This is a genomic window from Streptomyces tauricus, assembly GCF_014650955.1.
GTDB classification, from domain to species: Bacteria; Actinomycetota; Actinomycetes; order Streptomycetales; family Streptomycetaceae; genus Streptomyces; species Streptomyces tauricus.
This window is the reverse complement of sequence record NZ_BMVY01000027.1, coordinates 65680-83715: the sequence shown is the minus strand read 5'-3', so window position 1 is coordinate 83715 and position 18036 is coordinate 65680. Positions and strand designations below refer to the sequence as shown.

The 18036-nt window shown below is 71.2% G+C and carries 18 protein-coding genes; 10 read left to right on the top strand and 8 right to left on the bottom strand.

From position 1 onward, the window contains the following. Nucleotides 1-362: 362 nt before the first annotated feature. The 5 genes from IE278_RS30995 to IE278_RS30975 are packed head-to-tail and all read left to right on the top strand — an operon-like array spanning nt 363 to nt 4601. A complete protein-coding gene (locus tag IE278_RS30995; protein ID WP_189776807.1) occupies nt 363-1970 on the top strand; it encodes an ATP-binding protein in 1608 nt (535 codons plus the stop codon). Nucleotides 1971-1974: 4 nt separating this feature from the next. Beyond that, entirely contained in the window at nt 1975-2385 is a 411-nt protein-coding gene (locus IE278_RS30990; protein ID WP_055611716.1) for a roadblock/LC7 domain-containing protein, read from the top strand. Next, nucleotides 2382-2753: a DUF742 domain-containing protein gene (locus IE278_RS30985; protein WP_189776805.1), complete on the top strand. Its 372-nt coding sequence runs from the start codon at nt 2382-2384 to the stop codon at nt 2751-2753. Before IE278_RS30990 ends, IE278_RS30985 begins: the two co-directional genes overlap by 4 nt. After that, nucleotides 2734-3348, top strand: coding sequence for a GTP-binding protein (locus IE278_RS30980; RefSeq protein WP_189776803.1), 615 nt, complete (start codon nt 2734-2736; stop codon nt 3346-3348). Before IE278_RS30985 ends, IE278_RS30980 begins: the two co-directional genes overlap by 20 nt. Beyond that, on the top strand, nt 3345-4601 hold the full coding sequence (locus IE278_RS30975; RefSeq protein ID WP_189776801.1) for a cytochrome P450: 1257 nt from the start codon (nt 3345-3347) through the stop codon (nt 4599-4601). The genes IE278_RS30980 and IE278_RS30975 overlap by 4 nt, the downstream gene beginning before the upstream one ends. Before the next feature lie 182 nt (nt 4602-4783). Here the strand turns inward: IE278_RS30975 and IE278_RS30970 are convergent, their stop codons facing one another. After that, nucleotides 4784-5815 (bottom strand): 7-epi-alpha-eudesmol synthase, encoded by a 1032-nt coding sequence (locus IE278_RS30970; protein WP_189776799.1) that lies wholly within the window; start codon nt 5813-5815, stop codon nt 4784-4786. 356 nt (nt 5816-6171) lie between these two features. Here IE278_RS30970 and IE278_RS30965 point away from each other — a divergent pair, with 356 nt between their 5' ends. Further along, nucleotides 6172-6564, top strand: coding sequence for a VOC family protein (locus IE278_RS30965; protein WP_189776797.1), 393 nt, complete (start codon nt 6172-6174; stop codon nt 6562-6564). Between the two features lie 66 nt (nt 6565-6630). Here the strand turns inward: IE278_RS30965 and IE278_RS30960 are convergent, their stop codons facing one another. The 3 genes from IE278_RS30960 to IE278_RS30950 all read right to left on the bottom strand — a co-directional run bounded on the left by IE278_RS30960 (nt 6631) and on the right by IE278_RS30950 (nt 8553). Next, nucleotides 6631-7098 carry a peroxiredoxin gene (locus IE278_RS30960; protein WP_189776795.1) on the bottom strand — a complete coding sequence of 156 codons (468 nt, stop codon included), beginning with the start codon at nt 7096-7098 and terminating at the stop codon, nt 6631-6633. Nucleotides 7099-7159: 61 nt separating this feature from the next. Beyond that, nucleotides 7160-7456, bottom strand: coding sequence for a DUF4235 domain-containing protein (locus IE278_RS30955; protein ID WP_189776793.1), 297 nt, complete (start codon nt 7454-7456; stop codon nt 7160-7162). 80 nt (nt 7457-7536) lie between these two features. After that, nucleotides 7537-8553 (bottom strand): glutathione S-transferase family protein, encoded by a 1017-nt coding sequence (locus tag IE278_RS30950; RefSeq protein WP_189776791.1) that lies wholly within the window; start codon nt 8551-8553, stop codon nt 7537-7539. A 95-nt stretch (nt 8554-8648) separates the two neighbouring features. On the opposite strand from IE278_RS30950, the gene IE278_RS30945 reads away from it, so the two are divergent. Continuing rightward, a complete protein-coding gene (locus IE278_RS30945; protein ID WP_246570876.1) occupies nt 8649-9629 on the top strand; it encodes a cation diffusion facilitator family transporter in 981 nt (326 codons plus the stop codon). Nucleotides 9630-9680: 51 nt separating this feature from the next. Here the strand turns inward: IE278_RS30945 and IE278_RS30940 are convergent, their stop codons facing one another. The 3 genes from IE278_RS30940 to IE278_RS30930 all read right to left on the bottom strand — a co-directional run bounded on the left by IE278_RS30940 (nt 9681) and on the right by IE278_RS30930 (nt 12503). Then, on the bottom strand, nt 9681-10130 hold the full coding sequence (locus IE278_RS30940) for a nitroreductase family deazaflavin-dependent oxidoreductase (RefSeq protein ID WP_189776872.1): 450 nt from the start codon (nt 10128-10130) through the stop codon (nt 9681-9683). A gap of 202 nt (nt 10131-10332) precedes the next feature. After that, the gene (locus IE278_RS30935) at nt 10333-11793 is read right to left on the bottom strand and encodes an aldehyde dehydrogenase family protein (protein WP_189776789.1); all 1461 of its coding nucleotides are present in this window, start codon (nt 11791-11793) and stop codon (nt 10333-10335) included. Between the two features lie 122 nt (nt 11794-11915). Next, nucleotides 11916-12503 (bottom strand): TetR/AcrR family transcriptional regulator, encoded by a 588-nt coding sequence (locus IE278_RS30930; RefSeq protein WP_189776786.1) that lies wholly within the window; start codon nt 12501-12503, stop codon nt 11916-11918. 124 nt (nt 12504-12627) lie between these two features. Between IE278_RS30930 and IE278_RS30925 the strand changes: the two genes are divergently transcribed. Then, on the top strand, nt 12628-13092 hold the full coding sequence (locus IE278_RS30925; protein WP_189776784.1) for a nuclear transport factor 2 family protein: 465 nt from the start codon (nt 12628-12630) through the stop codon (nt 13090-13092). 9 nt (nt 13093-13101) lie between these two features. Next, nucleotides 13102-13617: a flavoprotein gene (locus IE278_RS30920; protein ID WP_189776782.1), complete on the top strand. Its 516-nt coding sequence runs from the start codon at nt 13102-13104 to the stop codon at nt 13615-13617. A gap of 53 nt (nt 13618-13670) precedes the next feature. Here IE278_RS30920 and IE278_RS30915 read toward each other — a convergent pair whose 3' ends face one another. Next, on the bottom strand, nt 13671-14525 hold the full coding sequence (locus tag IE278_RS30915; protein ID WP_189776780.1) for an endo alpha-1,4 polygalactosaminidase: 855 nt from the start codon (nt 14523-14525) through the stop codon (nt 13671-13673). A 599-nt stretch (nt 14526-15124) separates the two neighbouring features. Between IE278_RS30915 and IE278_RS30910 the strand changes: the two genes are divergently transcribed. Beyond that, nucleotides 15125-17965, top strand: a complete 2841-nt coding sequence (locus IE278_RS30910) for an ATP-binding protein (RefSeq protein ID WP_189776778.1) — start codon at nt 15125-15127, stop codon at nt 17963-17965. Nucleotides 17966-18036 lie beyond the last annotated feature (71 nt).

The following is an 18036-nucleotide window of genomic DNA, read 5'->3' as shown; positions in this document are numbered from 1 at the left end:
CCGAGTCGACCAGGCCCCGCTCTTCACGGCGGGGCCTGTGCCGTGTGCGGCTCGGCCAGCTAATCCGTGGCGTATGCACCCATTCTCCCCGGCTCCTGTTCGATCATGGGGGCGAGTCAATGGATTTGTCGACTCGTATGCCCTGCTCGGAGCGTAAAGAAAGCTTCACAGCGGGGGGTCAGGCGGAGTGATCGTCCGCAGGTCAAACCCGATAAGGTTCCCTGAGGTGCGGCGAGTTGACGCGAGAGCGATCGGCTGTCACTCGCCGTTCACGCATGCCCGTCACGGGATCGACCCTCTCGTGACGAGTGCTCCCCCCGAGTATCTCCCCCTGTTCGATCGTGTTGCTTTGAAGGATGCAGATGGAACTTGCCACTCCGCCACCGGCGGCGCGGGCACCGGTCCCCTGGTACAGCTGGTGGCTGCTGCCACTGGCATTAGGGGCCGGTACCGTCGTCACCGCGGTCGTTGGCTCCGACCAGGTCCGAATACCCGCGATCGTCTCCGGCGTCGTCGTCACGGCCGCGAGCGCCGTCACCGTACGGCTCCTGATCCGCTCCCAGCGTCAACTGCGCAGCAGCGCAGGTGAGTTCAGAAACGCGCAGGCCGAGCACTCCCAGCAGTGGCAGCAGCACGTGGCCGGCCTCGAACGCAAGCAGGCCGCCGAGCGCGCCGCCCACGACACACAGCTCGCCGAACAGGCCACGGTCTACGAGCAGCGGATCGCCGAGCAGAACCAGGCCTGGCAGGAGCAGCTGGACCGGCAGCTCGCCGCGGTCACCCGGCTCGCCGACGCCCTGCTGCCCGACGCGCTGGAGCGGCTCAGGGCCGGTGACTCCATCGACGACCTGCTGCCCACGGCCGACCAGGGCTCCGAGGTCGGAGCCGAGCTGCGGGCCGCACTGCGCAAGACGCTCAGGACCGCGCTCCTGGGTGTGGAGCAGGAGCTCGACCGCTCCACCTCCGCCGAGCAGGCCGTCATCAGCATCGGCAGCCGTATCCACGTACTGACCAGCAAGCTGCGCGGCCGGCTGCACGAGATGCAGGGCGAGCACGGCAGGCTGCCGTCCGTCGCCCAGGGACTGATGGAGCTGGACCAGGAGCTCGGCCCCGCCGACTCCCTGGCGGCGAGCATCGGCGTACTCGGCGGCACCGACCGGCCCGGCCGGCAGTGGCAGGAACCACAGCGACTGCTCAGCGTGGTCCGCGGCGGCATCGGCCGGATCAGGGACTTCGACCGCGTCCAGGTGCAGTACCTGCCCGAACTCGGCGTCGACGGCGGTCTGGTGGACCACCTCACGCTGATCTTCGCCCATCTGCTGGACAACGCGGCACGCTACTCGCCGCCCACCGAGCCCGTGATCGTGTCGGGCAAGGAGGTCCCGAACGGCGTCGGCGTCGAGATCCAGGACTCCGGCAAGGGCCTGAGCGAGGAGAAGAAGCAGGAAGCTCTCCAGGCGCTCGAAGGTGTGGCCCCCGGCCCCGGTATCGGCGGCGTGTCCGAGGACGCGCACCTCGGTCTGCGGGTGGTGGGCGTGCTGGCCCGCCGCTACGGCATCAGGGTCACCTTCTCGGACTCGCCCTGGCTCGGTACGTCGGTGGTCATCGTGGTGCCTCACAAGTACTTCAGCCAGCTGCCCGCCGCCGTCACCGCACCGGCTCCGGCCGCCCAGGTCCCGGCCGCGCCGGACCCCGAGGCCGTCGAGAGCGGCGCGGCGGTCCAGCCGGAGGGGTCCGGGGACACCACACCCGGCGGTCTGCCCAGGCGCCGCAGGCGAGCCGAGTCGGAGCGGCCCAGGTCGGCCGCACGGGAGGACGACTCCGTCGCCACCGCCTCGCACGCGGTACCGCCGGACGCGTCCTTCACCGGACTGGCCGCCTTCGCCACGGCGGGGCGTGAGCCGAGCGCCGACCGCGAGCCGGCCTCCGGCGTCGAGTCCACAGAGCACCGCACGGAAGAGAGCGACTAGTCCCATGACGCAACAGGGAACCGATGTGAGCTGGGCGCTCCGCGATCTTGTCGAGAGCATCCAGGAGATCCGCTTCGCCCTTGTGGCCTCCAGCGACGGCAAGGCCATCACCTCCTACGGCGCCGACGACCCGGACGACGTGGACCGCTTCGCCGCCGTGGTGGCGGGACTGCAGGCGCTGGCCCAGCCGGTGGCCGAGCAGTTCCCCAAGTACGCCGGGCAACTGCGCCTCGCGATGATCGAGGTCGACGGGGGTCACCTCTTCGTGGTGCGCGCTGGTGTGGAGACCTACCTCGGCGTCCTGGCCAGGGAAGGGCTCGACCAGGGCCTCCTCGGCCACCAGATGAGGGACCTGGCCCGCAGGATGGGTGAGCTCCTCGGCACCACTCCGCGCCTGGAGGAGCACTCTGGATGAGTGGTCCCCGTCGACCCACGGACCCGTCCGGTCTCGAGCGCTACTACGTCCTCACGGGCGGTCGCAGCGGACCGGGCGGTTCGTCGTCGAGCCTTGACGTGGCGACCCTCATCACCTCCCGTGCGGCGGCCGGCCCCGGCATGCAGCACGAACACGAGGAGATCCTCCGGCGCTGCCGTGATCCGTTGTCGGTGGCCGAGCTCGGCGCCCACCTCGGACTGCCCTTCAACATTCTCGCGGTGCTCTTGGCCGATCTGCTGGACGCAGGCCGCGTTGAAGCCCGTGATCCCATCCCGGCGTCAGGCGCCGGTCGCGGGCCCGACCTCGCGCTCCTTGAGGAGGTACTCAGTGGACTTCAAAGGCTTTGACCATCCCGACCGCGACCCGGCCGACGGCGCGGCCGGTGCCCGCTCGGTGAAGGTGATGATCGCCGGCGGATTCGGTACGGGGAAGACCACCATGGTCCGCTCCGTCAGCGACATCAAGCCGCTCACCACCGAGGAGACGCTGACGCAGGCCAGCGCCGACGTCGACAACCTGATCGGGGTGGCGGACAAGCAGGAGACCACGGTCAGCCTGGACTTCGGCAAGATCGGCATCAACGACCAGCTGATGCTCTACCTGTTCGGCACCCCCGGGCAGGAACGATTCTGGTTCCTGTGGAACGGCCTCTTCAAGGGTGCCCTCGGAGCCGTCGTCCTGGTGGACACCCGCCGGCTGGCCTCCAGCTTCCGGGCCATCGAGGAGATGGAGCGGCAGGACGTCCCGTTCGTGATCGCCCTGAACGTGTTCCCGGACTCCAAGGACCACCCGGTCGAGGAGATCAGGGACGCGCTGGACATCTCCCCGGACATCCCGGTGGTGGCCTGCGACGCCCGCGACCGGGCCTCCAGCCGTGATGTGCTCATCGCGCTGATACGGCACCTCAAGGAACGCTCCGCCGTCGCACTGGAGGCCCGATGACCGATCAGCCCTTGAACGACGGCACCGACGCCCCGCGCGGCTGCCCGGTCGCGCACGGCGGGGGAGCGGACCCGACCCGGCTCTACGGGCCCGAGGCCGCCGTCGACCCGATCGGCATCTACGGGCGGCTGCGCAAGGAACACGGGCCCGTCGCGCCGGTCCTGCTGGAGGGCGACGTGCCGGCGTGGCTCGTGCTCGGCTACCGGGAGAACCGGCGGGTGCTCGACAACCCCCGCCAGTTCAGCCGGGATTCGCGGATCTGGCGGGACTGGAAGGAGGGCCGCGTCGAAAGCACCTCACCGCTGATGCAGATGGTGGGCTGGCGGCCCGACTGCGTCTCCCAGGACGGCGAGCCGCACCGCAGGCTGCGCAGTGCGGTCACCGACAATCTGCAGGCCGTCTCGGGCCGCGGCATCCGCCGGCATGTCACGCACTTCGCCAACAAGCAGATCGACGCCTTCGCCGACGCGGGCAGCGCCGATCTGGTGTCCGAGTACGCCGAGTACCTGCCGATGCTCGTACTCACCAGGGTGTTCGGGCTAGCGGAGAGCGAGGGGCGGCGTCTCGCCGAGTCGTCCGCGCAGGTCATCAAGGGCGGGGCCGAAGCGCTCGCCCACAACGACCGCATCATGCAGATCCTCGGCGAACTCACCGAGCGCAAGCGGGTGGAGCCGGGGTCCGACTTCACCACCGGGCTGCTGGAACACCATGCCGACCTCGACGAGGACGAGATCGTCAACCATCTGCGGCTCGTGCTGATCACCGCGCACACCACGACCAGCAACCTGCTGGCCCGGGTGCTGCAACTGGTCCTCACCGACGCGGGGCGGCTCTCCGGGCTGGTCAGCGGGCAGCTGAACATCTCCGCCGTCGTGGAGGAGGTCATGTGGAACACTCCGCCGCTGGCCGTCCTGCCGGGGCGGTTCGCGACCGCGGACATGGAACTCGGCGGGCACCGGCTCCAGGAGGGCGACCTGCTGGTACTCGGCCTGACCGCCGGCAACATCGATCCGGAGATCCGGCCCGACGTGGGCGTGTCCGTGCACGGCAACCAGTCGCATCTGGCGTTCAGCGGGGGGCCGCACGAATGCCCCGGGCAGAACATCGGGCAGGCGATCATCGAGACCGCAGTCGACGTTCTGCTGCACCGGTTGCCGGGGTTGCGGCTCGCCGTGACTCCTGAGGAGCTGACGGCCACCGCGTCCACGTGGGAGGCACGGTTGGACCGGTTGCCGGTCCAGTTCGCCTCGTAGGCGCGTATGTCCGCAGGCCCGTTCGCCCGGAGGCCCGTTCGCCCGTTCGCCGGGCGGCGGGCCTTCGGCCTGTATCGGGTGGTGTGCCGGGTGCGGGAGCGCTGCGGCCGGTCGCGCGGTGCCCGCGCCCCTAGAAGCAAGAGTCCTTCCGCGGCGGTGCCGACGGGGCGCGGGAAACGTTGTCAGACGGCCAGGAGGTCGTCCAGGGAGCCCTTGCCCGCCAGTTCCGCCTGGGACGCGGGGGTCTCCTTGTCCGCGGCGTAGCGGCCCGAGGTCAAGGCCCACTCGTAGTTGCCGTTGATCCAGTGCTGGATGGCCTCCACGCCCATGCGGACCCTGTCACGCTCCTCCTCGTTCAGACCGAGCTCGTCGCACATCTTCGGTACCTGCGACTCCAGTTCGAGGTACTCGGCGAGGCAGTCCGAGGTCATCCGGAACGCCTCGTCCGCGGCCTCCTGCCAGCTGCAACGGCGCTCGCGGTGCAGGACGGCTATGAGGTTGTGCCCGTCGCCCCGGCGTTTCTCGCGCTCGAAGGAGTGGATGTCGTTCATGAAGCCGATGGTGTCGGCGGCGAGATCCCGCATCCGCTCCATCAGCGGATGGGCCTCCACCTCGGCGGGCACCTCGAAGCCGCGGCTGCGCTCCCCGGCGTCGATGCTGTGGTGGATGCCCACGGTACGGCGACGGAACGCCGCGTACTCCTGAAGGTCGAGCGTGCCGGCCAGGCCCCGGGAGGCGAGGTCGACCTCCTCGGTGTGCGCCACGAGGAACCGGCCCCAGGAGGCCGCGAACCGCGTACGCCATGTCAGAGACATGCCATCCGAAAGATGGGCCCAGACCTCGGCCCAGGCCACCGTGATGGGGCAGACCACCCGGGGGGTGATCCCCGCGGGCCGCAGGGGAGTGACGATGAGTTCCCGCGCCACCTCGGCTATGCGGTCGGCGCGGTCCGGCCTGCCCGAGTCGAACTGGTCGTCGAAGAGGAAGGCCAGTGAGAACCAGTTCATCAGGACGACCATGTCGTCGGCGGAGGCGTGGGGATAGGTGCGGGCGGCGGCCTGGGGCAGATCCCAGGACCGGTACTCCTCGAAGCCGGCGTTGCTGCGCACCAGGCCCTTGTCCCACACCCAGCGCAGATGGCGGGCCTGGGCGTATTCGAGATGTGCGCTGACCGGGGTGGCGAAGGGGAGGTCGAACCTGACGTCCTGCGGCATTCGCGTCCTCTCTTGAGACCAATTCGCAGGGCCCCCCACCCCTGCGCGCGGGCGTGCGAAAGTGCCGCCCGCTGACTCGAACTGCGCTTCCTGAGGCGAAAGTTGACTCGATTTGCGCTACGAGGTTGCCCTGATCGTAAATGATCTATGCCGCGACCTCGGCGACTTCACCGCGACCTGCGTTACATCTCTCCGTGACCTCGGCGATTTGTCGGCCTCCGAGGCCGATTGTGTGCGGTTGCCCCCTGAGGGCCGCCCGCGACCGGTCGCGGGCACTGTTCTGCACGTGACGGGGTACCCGGTCAACGAGCAGTGGGCGGACGGCCGTTCGCGCTCGGTCCGTCTACGGAGGAGATATGGCACCGGTAGTGGCAGGCATCGTGGTTCTGGACTGCTCGGAACCCGAGAAACTCGCCGCGTTCTACAAGGAGTTCCTCGACGGCGAGGAGACGGACGCGACGGCGAACCGGGTGGAGATCAAGGGCGCCGACGGCATGCGGATGGCGTTCCGGCGGGACGTCAACGCCACTCCGCCCAGCTGGCCGCGTCCCGAGAACTCGCTCCAGGCCCACCTGGACTTCCACGTCGACGACCTCGACGAGGCGGAGCGCAAGGTCATCAGTCTGGGCGGGCGAGCGCTGGAGACCAAGGACGGGGGCGGCCCGTTCGAGGAGCGGGGCTACGCCGACCCGGCCGGTCACTCGTTCACCCTGCGCATGGAAGCGGCGACCGCGCCCAAGCAGGGCTGAGTCACCGGCCGCGACAGCGGACGTTCAACAGCGGACGTTCAACAACGGACGTTCCTCAGGGGACGTTCAGGCGCGGTGCGCGCGCAGGGCCGCCAGGGCGCGGTCCGCGTGCGCGCTCATCCGGATCTCGCTGCGCACCACTTCGAGCACCTTGCGGTCCTCGGCGATGACGAAGGTGACCCGCTTGGTGGGTGCCAGCGAGAAGCCGCGCTTCACCCCGAACAGCTCGCGGACCGTCCCGTCCGGGTCGGACAGCAGCGGATACCCGAGGGTGTGCTTCTCGGTGAACTCCTGCTGCCGCTCGACCGTGTCACCGCTGATCCCCACCAGCCGCGCGCCGGCGGCCGTGAACTCGGCGGCCAGGTCGCGGAAGTGGCACGCCTCGGCGGTGCAGCCCGTGGAGAGCGCCGCAGGGTAGAAGAACAGCACGACGGGCCCTTCGCCCAGCAGCTCCGAGAGCTGCCGGGGCGTGCCCGTCTCGTCCGGGAGAGTGAAGTCCTCGACGGTGTCGCCCACCGCTGCCTGGTTCGTCACGACTGGCTCCCTGACTGTCGGCCACCTGTAGGAAGGCCACCGTACTGGACGGTAAGGAGCGTCAGTCGCGGCCCCCCTTGTCGTCGCCGGGCCACACGCCGGTGGACCGCTCGATGGCCTTCGCGCCGGTGCGGTCCGCCGCGCTGCGGACGACCGCGAAGATCGCGCCCTGGACGGCCGCCGCGAACAGCACCTCTCCCCAGCCGCGGTCCTTGTCCAGCGCGTCGGGTGCGTCGTCCTCGTGGCGGATCATCTTCCAGACCTTCTGGAACGCCAGCCCGGCGAGGGTTCCGCTCGTCCAGCCGAGCAGGAACCCGACGGGCTTGTAGACGACGGGCAGGCTCTTCTTCTTCGGCACCTGGCTCTCCTTCGGTAGGTGTTTTTCCAGGACATCTGGCGAGTGTCCAGTTCAGCGGCGAATACGCGGACCCGCTCTCGTCAGGGCCGGCCCGCCGCCGGTACCTCCTCGCCCCCGCGTACGGGACCCGGCGGGCTCCCGTCGCCGAACGGGCGCCCGCCCAGCTCCTCGCGACCGTGTGACGTCAGCCAGCCGGACAGGTCGGGGCCGAGCGGCACGACGCGCGTCGGGTTGATGCCTTCGTGGACCTGGTAGTAGTGCCGCTTGATGTGATCGAAGTCGACGGTGTCCCCGAACCCGGGCGTCTGGTAGAGATCGCGGGCGTACGCCCACAGCACCCGGTCCTCCGTCAGCTTGTGGCGGTTGCACTTGAAGTGGCCGTGGTAGACGGCGTCGAAGCGGACCAGGGTCGTGAACAGCCGGATGTCCGCCTCGGTGATCGTGTCCCCGACCAGGTACCGCCGGTCGGCGAGCCGCTCCGACAGCAGCTCCAGCCGGTGGAAGACGCCCTCGTAGGCCGCCGCGTACTCCTCCTGGCCGGTCGCGAACCCGGCCCGGTACACCCCGTTGTTGACGTCCTCGTACACCCCTTCCATGACCTCGTCGATCTCGTCGCGGAGCCTGTCCGGGTAGAGGTCGGGTGCCCCTTCGCGGTGCAGGTCCCGCCATTCGGTGGCGAGGTCCAGGGTGAGCTGCTGGTAGTCGTTGGTCACCAGGCGTCCGCTGTCCACGTCCACCACGGCCGGCACGCTGACGCCGCCGGGATGGCCCGGCTCCCGGGCCTCGTACGCCTCGGCGAGGTAGCGGATGCCCAGCACCGGGTCGCGGCCCCCGGGGTCCAGCGTGAAGCGCCAGCTGCGGTCGTCCTGGATCGGGTCGGTGACCGCCATCGGCAGCGCGTCCTCAAGGCCCAGCAGCCGCCGCGAGATCACCGCGCGGCTCGCCCAGGGGCAGGCCCGGCTGACTACCAGACGGTAGCGTCCGGCCGCGACCGGCCAGCCGTCGCGCCCGTCGGCCGTCACCCGGTCCGAGAAGTGGCTCTTCGAGCGCTTGAAGGACTTCTTCCCGTACGCGCTGTTGCCCTCGGTGTCGCTCATGCGGTCCCTTCCTCCGGTACGTCGGCCTCCGTAGGGGTTCCCCGAAAACAGCCGTCACCTCGTGTGAGGCAGGGCGAGTGGGGCATTCGGCGGAGGTGAACCGTAAGCCTTCCTCTCCCTCGGACCGCCGCACCCGCGTCACCGTGCTGGTGGCGCTGGCCGCCAACCTCGTGATCGCCGTGGCCAAGGCCGTGGGCGGCCTCTTCGCCGGATCGCCCGCCCTGCTGTCGGAGGCCGCGCACTCGGTGGCCGACAGCCTGAACGAGGTCTTCCTGCTGGCCGCCCTGCGCCGCAGCCGACGCCCCGCCGACAACCGTCACCCCTTCGGGTACGGAAAGGAACGCTTCTTCTGGTCACTGCTGGCCGCCGTGGGCATTTTCCTGATGGGCGGCTGCTTCTCCTTCTTCCAGGGCTTCGAGGCGCTGGGCAGCGAGGGCTCCGAGTCCCACAGCGGATATGTGGCGGGGCTGGTGGTCCTGGTCGTGGCGCTCCTCGCCGAGGGAGGGTCCCTGCTGCGGGCGCTCCACCAGGTGCGCAAGCAGGGCGGTTTCTCCACCGAGGTCCGTGACCCGGCGCTGCGTACCGTCATCGCCGAGGACGGCACCGCCGTCCTGGGTGTCCTCTTCGCGATCGCCGGTATGGCCCTGCACATGGTGACCGGGCAGGTCGTCTACGAGGCCTCGGCCTCCATCGCCATCGGCGGACTGCTGGTCTACGTGGCGTACCGGCTGGGCCGTGACGCGCGCGACCAGCTGATCGGCCAGGCCACCGACGAGGAGTCGAGCCGCCGCATCCGTGCCCTGCTGGAGGCGCAGCCCGAGATCGATTCCGTGGAGTCCCTGCTGACCATGCAGCTCGGCCCCGACTCGACGCTGGTGGCCGCCCGTGTCGACCTGACGCCCGGTCTGGACAGCGAGGAGGTCGAACTCGTCGCCGTGCGGATCAAGCAGTCGGTCTCCAACCTGGTCCCGGAGGTCGACCAGATCTTCCTCGACGTGACGGACGCCCGCCTGGCGCGGCGCGCGGCCGCACAGGAAAATGGCCCCGCCGCGACGGGGGAGCGCGGCGGGACCTGAACGTCGGGTGCCCGACGTTCACCGGGTCATGCACATTTTTTTTCGAGCGGGTCAGCCTTCGGTGGCCGGCTCCAGGACGAAGACCGGGATCTCACGCTCGGTCTTCTTCTGGTAGTCGGCGTAGTCCGGGTAGGCGGCGACCGCACGCTCCCACCACTGGGCCTTCTCCTCGCCGGTCACCTCACGCGCCGTCATGTCCTGGCGCGTCGGCCCGTCCTGGAGTTCCACATGCGGGTCGCTGACCACGTTGTGGTACCAGACGGGGTGCTTGGGCGCGCCGCCCAGCGAGGCGACGGCGGCGTAGCGCCCCTCGTGCTCGACCCGCATGAGCGGCGTCTTGCGGATCTTCCCGCTCTTCGCGCCCCGGGTGGTCAGCACGATGACGGGGCGTCCCGTATCCATCAGGGTCGTTCCCTCGGTACCGCCGGAGCGCTCGTACAGCTCCACCTGATCGCGCACCCACTGGGTGGGACTGGGCTCGTACTCACCCTCAAGAGGCATGACATCCATCCCATCGATCGTCGTCGTGTACGACTCGTGCAGGCTCCTGCCGGCTCCTGCCGACTCGGATTTCAACACGCTCGCCTCGCCTTTTTCATCCCGCACGAGACGTTTCACCCTCACACCTGCCCGAGTACAGCCGTACGAGTCACCCGGACCCCACGTTCGACGCGGGTGCGCCGCCCGGATCCCGGGACACGGCCTAGAACGGGAAGTGCGCCTGCTGCGTCGCCAGCGTCACCCAGCGGGTGTTGCTGAACGCCTCGATGCCCCAGCGTCCGCCGAAGCGCCCGTACCCGCTCCCCTTGAACCCGCCGAAGGGCGCGTTCGGTTCGTCGGCGACCGACTGGTCGTTGACATGCACGATGCCGGTACGGATCCGGCGGGCGACCCGGAGCCCATGGGTGCCGTTCTCGGTGATGATCCCGCAGGTCAGCCCGTGCTCCGTGGAGTTGGCGAAGGAGATCGCCTCGTCGTCCGTGGCGAACGTGCTGATCACGGCCAGCGGGCCGAAGGCCTCCCCGCGGTACAGCTCGGTGTCCTCCGGAAGGTCGGTCAGGACGGTCGCCTGATGCACGGCACCCTCGGGGGCGGCTCCGCCGGTGAGGACGGTCGCGCCCTTGGCGACGGCGTCCTCCACGAGGGCCGCGACCCGGCGGGCGGCGTCCGGGGTGACGAGCGGGCCCACCACGGTGTGCGGATCGGCCGGGTCGCCGGACGGCAGCGACTCGGTCTTCGCGGTGAACTTGGCCGTGAACTCCTCGGCCAGGCTCTCGTGCACGAGGATCCGGTCGGCGGACATGCAGATCTGGCCGGAGTTCATGAAGACGGAGAAGACGGCCGCGTCGACCGCGTAGTCGACGTCGGCGTCCGCCAGCACGATCACCGAGTTCTTGCCGCCGAGTTCGAGGACGGCGGGCTTCAGATGCCGGGCCGCGTGCACGCCGATGATCCGGCCGACGTTCGTGGAGCCGGTGAAGTTGACGGCCCGTACGCGTTCGTCGGCGATCAGGGCCTCGGCGACGGCGGCCGCGTCCTCGGGGGCGTTCGTGATCACGTTCAGGACGCCGTCGGGCAGGCCCGCCTCGCGCAGGATGTCCGCGACGAACAGACCGCACGCGATCGGCGCGTCCTCGCTCGGCTTCATCACCACGGTGTTGCCCGCGGCGAGCGGCGCGGCGACGGCCCGTACCCCGAGGATGACCGGGGCGTTCCACGGCGAGAAGGCGGCCACGACGCCGACGGGTTCGCGGACGGCGAGACCCAGCGCGCCCTCCTCCTGGGCGCTCAGGACCTCTCCGCGCGGCGCGGTCACCGCGGCGGCGGCCTCGCGGAGGATGTTCGCGGCGAGACCGACGTTGAACATGGCCCACGGCCGGGTGCCGCCGACCTCGCCCGCCATGATCCGTACAGCGTCCTCGGTGCGGGCCTCCAGGAGGTCGGCCGCGGTGAGGAAGATCTTGCGCCGCTGCGCCGGACCGAGCGCGGCCCACCCCTCGAACGCGGCGTCGGCGGCGTCCACGGCCCGGGTGACGTCCTCGACGCCGGCCGCGGCGACCGTGGCGTACACCTGCGAACTGTAGGGGTTCACGTCCTCGGCGGTGCGGCCGGAGACCGCGGGCTGGTCCTTGCCGCCGATCAGCAGGTCACGATGGAGGGTCATGCGCGGCTCTTCCCGTCGGGAGACGCGCGCGAGGCGCTCCGCGACGGAACGCCCGCGTTCGTCTGGTGAACAATCGTCCATTGAATCTTCAATTGGAGTCTGCAACCCGGGTGGGGCGTCAGTCAATGGCCGGCCGGCGCGCCGTTCGCGTCGGACGGGCTGTACGCCTCGACCAGCATGCGGGCCGCCCGCCCGGCACGCGCGGCGGGTTCCGCGCTCCGTTCGACGGCGGCGGTCACCATGGCGCCCTCTGCCAGCAGATGCAGCTGGCCCGCCAGTTCGGCGGGCAGCCCGGCGTCGTCCACCAGGCCCTCCAGGTACTTGCGGAAGGCCCGCTTGTGGGCGCGGACCTGCTCGGCCACCGGCTCCGACACGGCGCCCAGCTCCCCGTACGAGTTGATCCAGGCGCAGCCGCGGAAGTCGGGCTCGCGGAACCACTCGCCCAGCCAGTCGAAGACCGCGAGAACCCGCTGCCGCGCGTCCTCGTGGCTGTCCGTGTACTCGGCGAGCCGCCCCCGCCAGCGGAGGTCGCGCCGCTCCAGGTAGGCCACCACCAGGTGTTCCTTGGCGGGGAACAGCTGGTAGAGCCGCTTGAGGGAGACCCCGGAGGCGCCGCGGATGTCGTCCATGCCGACGGACTGTATGCCGCGCCCGTAGAACAGGGTCTCCGCCGCGTCCAGGGCCTGCTCCCTGGCGACCGCGCTGTCCATGTACCGGCTCACTCCTTGCTGTCTTGACGTGAGAACCATCGTTCTCTACGTTAGCAGCCACTCCGGAGAACGCACGTTCTCAGGCCGTCATCGGCAAGCCCGCCATCGATCCGAGAGGACCCGTATGACCGACACCGACCGCCCGCCCCTGCCGCCCTTCACCCGTGAGACCGCCGCCCTGAAGGTCCAGGCGGCCGAGGACGCCTGGAACACCCGTGACCCGCTGAAGGTCTCACTCGCCTACTCGCGGGACTCGGTCTGGCGCAACCGCGACACCTTCGTCACCGGACGCGACGAGATCGTCGAACTGCTCACCGCGAAGTGGCGGCGCGAGGAGGAGTACGCGCTGCGCAAGGACCTCTGGGCCTTCGACGGCAACCGCATCGCCGTCCGCTTCCAGTACGAGTGCCGTGACAGCGACGGCCAGTGGTGGCGGTCGTACGGCAACGAACTCTGGGAGTTCGACGAGCACGGCCTGATGACCCGGCGCGAGGCCAGCATCAACGACGTACCGATCGAGGAGAAGGAGCGCCGGATCCTCGGCCCGCGGCCGGACGCCGAGCGGGGGCGGTCGTTCCCGGTTGAGTAGGGTTCCCGGGTGACCGAACAGGCTCGGAAGCCCTTCCTCTACGTCGTCGTCTGCGCCGCCGGAGTCGCCGACGGCATCGGCGAGTTGATCACCTCGGCGCAGGCGCGGAACTGGGAGGTCGGTGTCATCGCGACACCCCTCGCCACCGGCTTCTTCGACACCGCGGCGGTCGAGACGCGGACGGGCAGGCCGGTCAGGTCCGCCTGGCGCTCACCCGGCGACCCGCGCCCGTTCCCCGACCCGGACGCCGTCACCGTGGCGCCCGCGACCTTCAACACCGTCAACAAGTGGGCGGCCGGCGTCTCCGACACGCTCGCCCTCGGCACGCTCTGCGAGGCGTACGGGATGGGCGTGCCGATCTCCGTACTGTCCTGTGTGAGCGAGGCGTTGACCGCCCACCCCGCGTACCGGGACAGCCTGGAGAGGCTGCGCGGGATGGGGGTCCGCTTCGGGGAGCACGCCTTCGGCGGCCCGGAGCAGCGCGGGTTCCACTGGGAGCGGGCGCTGGATCTGCTGGAGGGCTGAGGGGGGTGGTTACCCGCCGGGGCCGAGGTCGAGGGCGGGGCCGGGCCGGCCGGTCAGCGGGTCCTGCGGACGTAGTCGTCGCTGTCGGGCGTCGACACCTGAACGTCCCGTCTCACGATGCTCAACCGGTCGCCGAAGCCCGAACGGGCCTTCTGCAGGCCCTTGTCGGTGTACTCCACCACGACGACCCGGTCGTCGAAGGCGTCGGCGTACTCACCGCACTCGTCGTACGCGCCGCACTCCTCCACGACCGCGAAGTCGAGCCCGGCACGGGAGCGGCGGTCCGCCAGTTCCACGGTGTTCTTCTGGGCGATGGCCAGCCCCCGCGCGTGCGCGCGTCGCGAGAGCAGCTTGATGAAGGACACGGCGTCGTCGGCGTTCAGCAGCCCGCGCGAACGGGTGTAGCTGTCGTAGTTGTCCGGCTCGACGGCGTCGAAGCCCTTGTCCGCGCAGCCGTCGATCCACTCGTCGACCCGGGCCGCGACCCGCTCGCGCTTGGCGGGGGTGCCGATGTCGAGCAGCGCCTCGTCCCAGTCGGCGTCGATGACGACCTCGCCGTCCTCGTCCCGCAGCAGCAGGTCGTCGGGCCAGTCGTCCTGTTCGTCGGGCTGGGCCTGGAAGGCGTTGACGTAACAGATGTTGTAGAGACCGCGCGCGGGGTCGGCGGTGCGGTCGCGGGCGACGATCCGGACGCCGGCCGGCGGGGTGTAGGCACCGCCGATCTGGTAGTCGAAACCGTCGGGCACGGGGGGCAGTCGTACGGCCTCGGAGCTCGACCTCGTGCTGTCCGTGCTTTCGTCGGGGGTCGTGCCGTCCCCGTCCGAGGTACAGGAGGCCAGGGCCGCGACGGCGACCAGGGCGCCGACGGCCCTGAGAAATCCCGTGCGGGGGCCACGCTTGGCGGGCATGTCCGCTCCATCGATCGCGAGTACGACCCCGCCTCGGACTCCGTGACGGTCCTGGCGACTGTGGCCGGACTGCGGAGCTCGTCCACCGGCTGGGCGCACCTCTGGGTGCCGGGCTGGGGGGCTCGGCACGTCTGGATCAAAGCGTGCGAAAAGTTGCGCGTCAAGTTGGCTTGACTCGCGGGCGGCGCGGACCGCCGGTGGGCTGCCTCGGCCGCGGGCCGCGCCCGGTGCGGGTGAGGTGCGCAGTTCCCCGCGCCCCTGGGTGGGAGGGGTGCGGGTCGGCGGTTGGGTGTGGGTGCCGTACCGGTACCGCATGCGGGCGGTGAGGGCGCGGACCGGCCGGGTCCTTCTGCGGGGCGGCCTCCACGGAACTGCTCGCCGAGCAGCGCACGGAGTCCCGGCGGCTGGGCATCCCCTACGAGCTGATGGCTGCCCGCGCGACGGGGTCGGCCCGTCACAAGGCACCCCGTGCCATCGGGGAGGTTCCGTGAGTGATAATCGTGCATATGGTGTGACCATCGGGCATTTCCTTCGGAGGGGTGAAGGTCACGGGTCGGGGATCGGTGGGCCGGTCGTCGGGAAGCAGCGGAAGGAAACGGGTGGAGCACGCGGCGGGGACGGACGACGGCGCCTGGATCGTCGGGAGGGACCGCGAACTGGCTCTGCTGACCGGGCTCGTGCAGGGACTGTCCTCGGCGGACCCGACGACGGAACTCCCCGGAACCGGTGTGCTGGTGGTCACCGGCGCCCCGGGCTCGGGCAAGAGCGTCCTCCTGGACGAGGCCTGCCGGACCGCCCGCGCAGCCGGCGTACGGGTGCTGCGCTGCACGGGCTGCGAGGTCGAGTCGGGGCTGCCCTTCGCCGGGCTCCACCAGTTGCTGCGCCCGGTCCTGGACCTCGCGCGAGAGCTTCCCGCCCGGCAACGGACCGCCCTGCTGGGCGTGTTCGGGCTGGACGAGGGCGAGGAACAGGACAGCGCCCAGAATCCGCTGCTGACCTCCCTCGGCGCGCTCACGCTCCTCTCCGACCTCGCGGCGCGCGGCCCGGTGCTCCTGGTCGTGGACGACGCCCACTGGCTCGACGTGGGCACCCTCGACACCCTCGCCTTCGTGGCCCGGCGCCTGGAGGGCGAACCCGTCGCGATGCTGGTGGCGGCCCGTGACACCGCCGTACCCGCGCAGTTCGCCCGTGAGTTCCCGCTGCTGAGCGTCGACCCGCTGGACCCGGCTGCCGCAGGACGCCTCCTCGACCTCCAGCCCGAGGCTCCGGCGGGCCGGACCCGCTCCCGCATCCTCGACGAGGCCGCCGGGGTGCCCCTGGCCCTGGTCGAGCTGGCCAGGTCGGTGGCCCGCGACCCCCGTGCCGCCCGGGACTCGCTGCCCCTCACCGACCGCCTGGAGGCGATCTTCGCCCAGGACCTGCCCGCGCTGCCGCCCGCCACCCGGCAGCTGCTCCTGCTGGCCGCCGCCGCGGAGACCGCCGAGCTGCCCCTCATCCTGTCGGCCGCCGCCCCCGACACCACCCCCGCCGACTGGCACCCCGCCGAGCGAGCCGGACTGATCCGCATCGACGACGGCCACCTCCGCTTCCGGCACCCGCTGATCCGCTCGGCCGTCTACCAGTCGGCGACCTACGCGCAGCGGCACGCGGCCCATCTGTCCCTCGCCGAGGTCTTCACCGGTGACCCGGACCGCCGCGCCTGGCACCGCGCCGCCGCCGTCGACGGCGTGGACGAGGGCGTCGCCGAGGAACTGGAGGCCGGCGCGGGCCGGGCCCGGCGCCGCGGCGGCTACGCGGCCGCCGCCACCGCACTGGAACGCGCGGCCCAGCTCAGCCCCGACCCCGCCGACCGGGCCCGCCGCCTGGTCCGCGCCGCGACCATGGCGATGTACGCAGGACACCCCCGCTGGGTCGCCGAGATCACCGCCCGGGTCACCGCGCTCACCGAGGACCCCGCCGTGCTCGCCGAGGCCTCGCTCCGCGCGGGCTGGGCGCTCGCGGTCACCACCCAGTTCGAGGGCTCGCTCGGCTATCTGCTGCCCCTCGCGGACGCCGCGGCCGACACGAACCCCGTCCTCGCCCTCGACGCCCTGGCGACGGCCACCACACCGGCGTACAACTCCGGGGAAGCCGCGCACCGCGAGAAGATCCTGCGCATCGCCGAGCGCGTCCCGGAGCAGGAGGACGACACCGACCGCCTGTGGATCCTGGCGGGCACGGACCCGCTGCGCCACCGGGCCCGGGCCCTCGCCCTGCTCCACGCCCACCGGGACGGCACCGACCGGGACGGTCCGGCGGCCGACGACGAGAGCGGACCCGTACGGGACCGGCCCCTCTCCCAGCTCATCACCTGGGGCGCGGCGGCCTGGGTGCTCGACGAGACCGGCGAGGCCGTCCGGCTCCTGGGCGCCGCCCTGGAACACCTGCGCCGATCGCCGACCGGCGGAGCCAACGCCACCGTGGCCCAGGCCCTCGCGCTCGCCCAGTACGAGAACGGCGCGTGGACGGCAGCCCGCGCCTCCCTCGACGAGGCGTACCGCACGGCGGCCGAGGGAGGCCTGGAGAACGTGGCCGTGGGCTCACCCCTCCTCGGCGCCACCCTGCTCGCCCTGCGCGGCGACTCGGAGGCGGCGCGCACGGCGGTCCAGCGCGCCGTCCACGGCGTGGACCTGCCCACCTGCCGCAGCCTTCAGGTACGCGCCCTGTACGCGCTGGGCGCGGCGGCGCAGGCCGAGGGCGATCACGCGGCGGCGTACGACCGGTTCCGTGCCGTCTTCACCCAGGACGGCGAACCCCTGCACTTCCACGCCTCCGACTACCACCTCGCCGACCTCGCGGCGGTCGCCGTACGCACCGGGCGGGCCGAGGAGGCACGCGCGGTCCTCGACGCGGCCGGACGACGGCACGCCGGGGGAGAGGTGTCCCCGCGCCTCGCGGCGCTCGTCGACCGGGCCCACGCCCTGCTGGCCGAACCGGACGACGCCGAACGGCACTTCCAGCGGTCGCTCGCCCGTCCGACGGGCGACCAGTGGCCCTTCGAGCGCGCCCAGACCCGGCTCGACTACGCGGAATGGCTGCGCCGCCGCCGACGCGCCACCGAGGCCCGGCCCCTGCTCTCCGCCGCCCTGGAGGTCTTCGAGAACCTCGACGCCCGGCCGTGGACGGACCGCGCCCTCGCGGAACTGCGGGCGGCGGGCGTCAACGCCACCTCCACCCCCGGCCAGGAGTCGGACCTGTCCGAACTGACCTCGCAGCAACTGCAGATCGCCCGGCTCGCCGCGGCGGGCCTCACCAACCGGGAGATCGGCGAGCGCATCTTCCTGTCGCCCCGCACGGTCGGCTTCCACCTCTACCGGATCTTCCCCAAGCTGGGCGTCACGGCCCGCGGTCAGCTCCGCGACGTACTGCCCGACTCGCTGCGGGAGGTTCCCGAGGCCTGAGCGCGGGTAGCGACCGGCCGTGCTGCCGCACCGACGGCGGCGGGCTACCGTGCGTACGGAGGCAAGGAGGA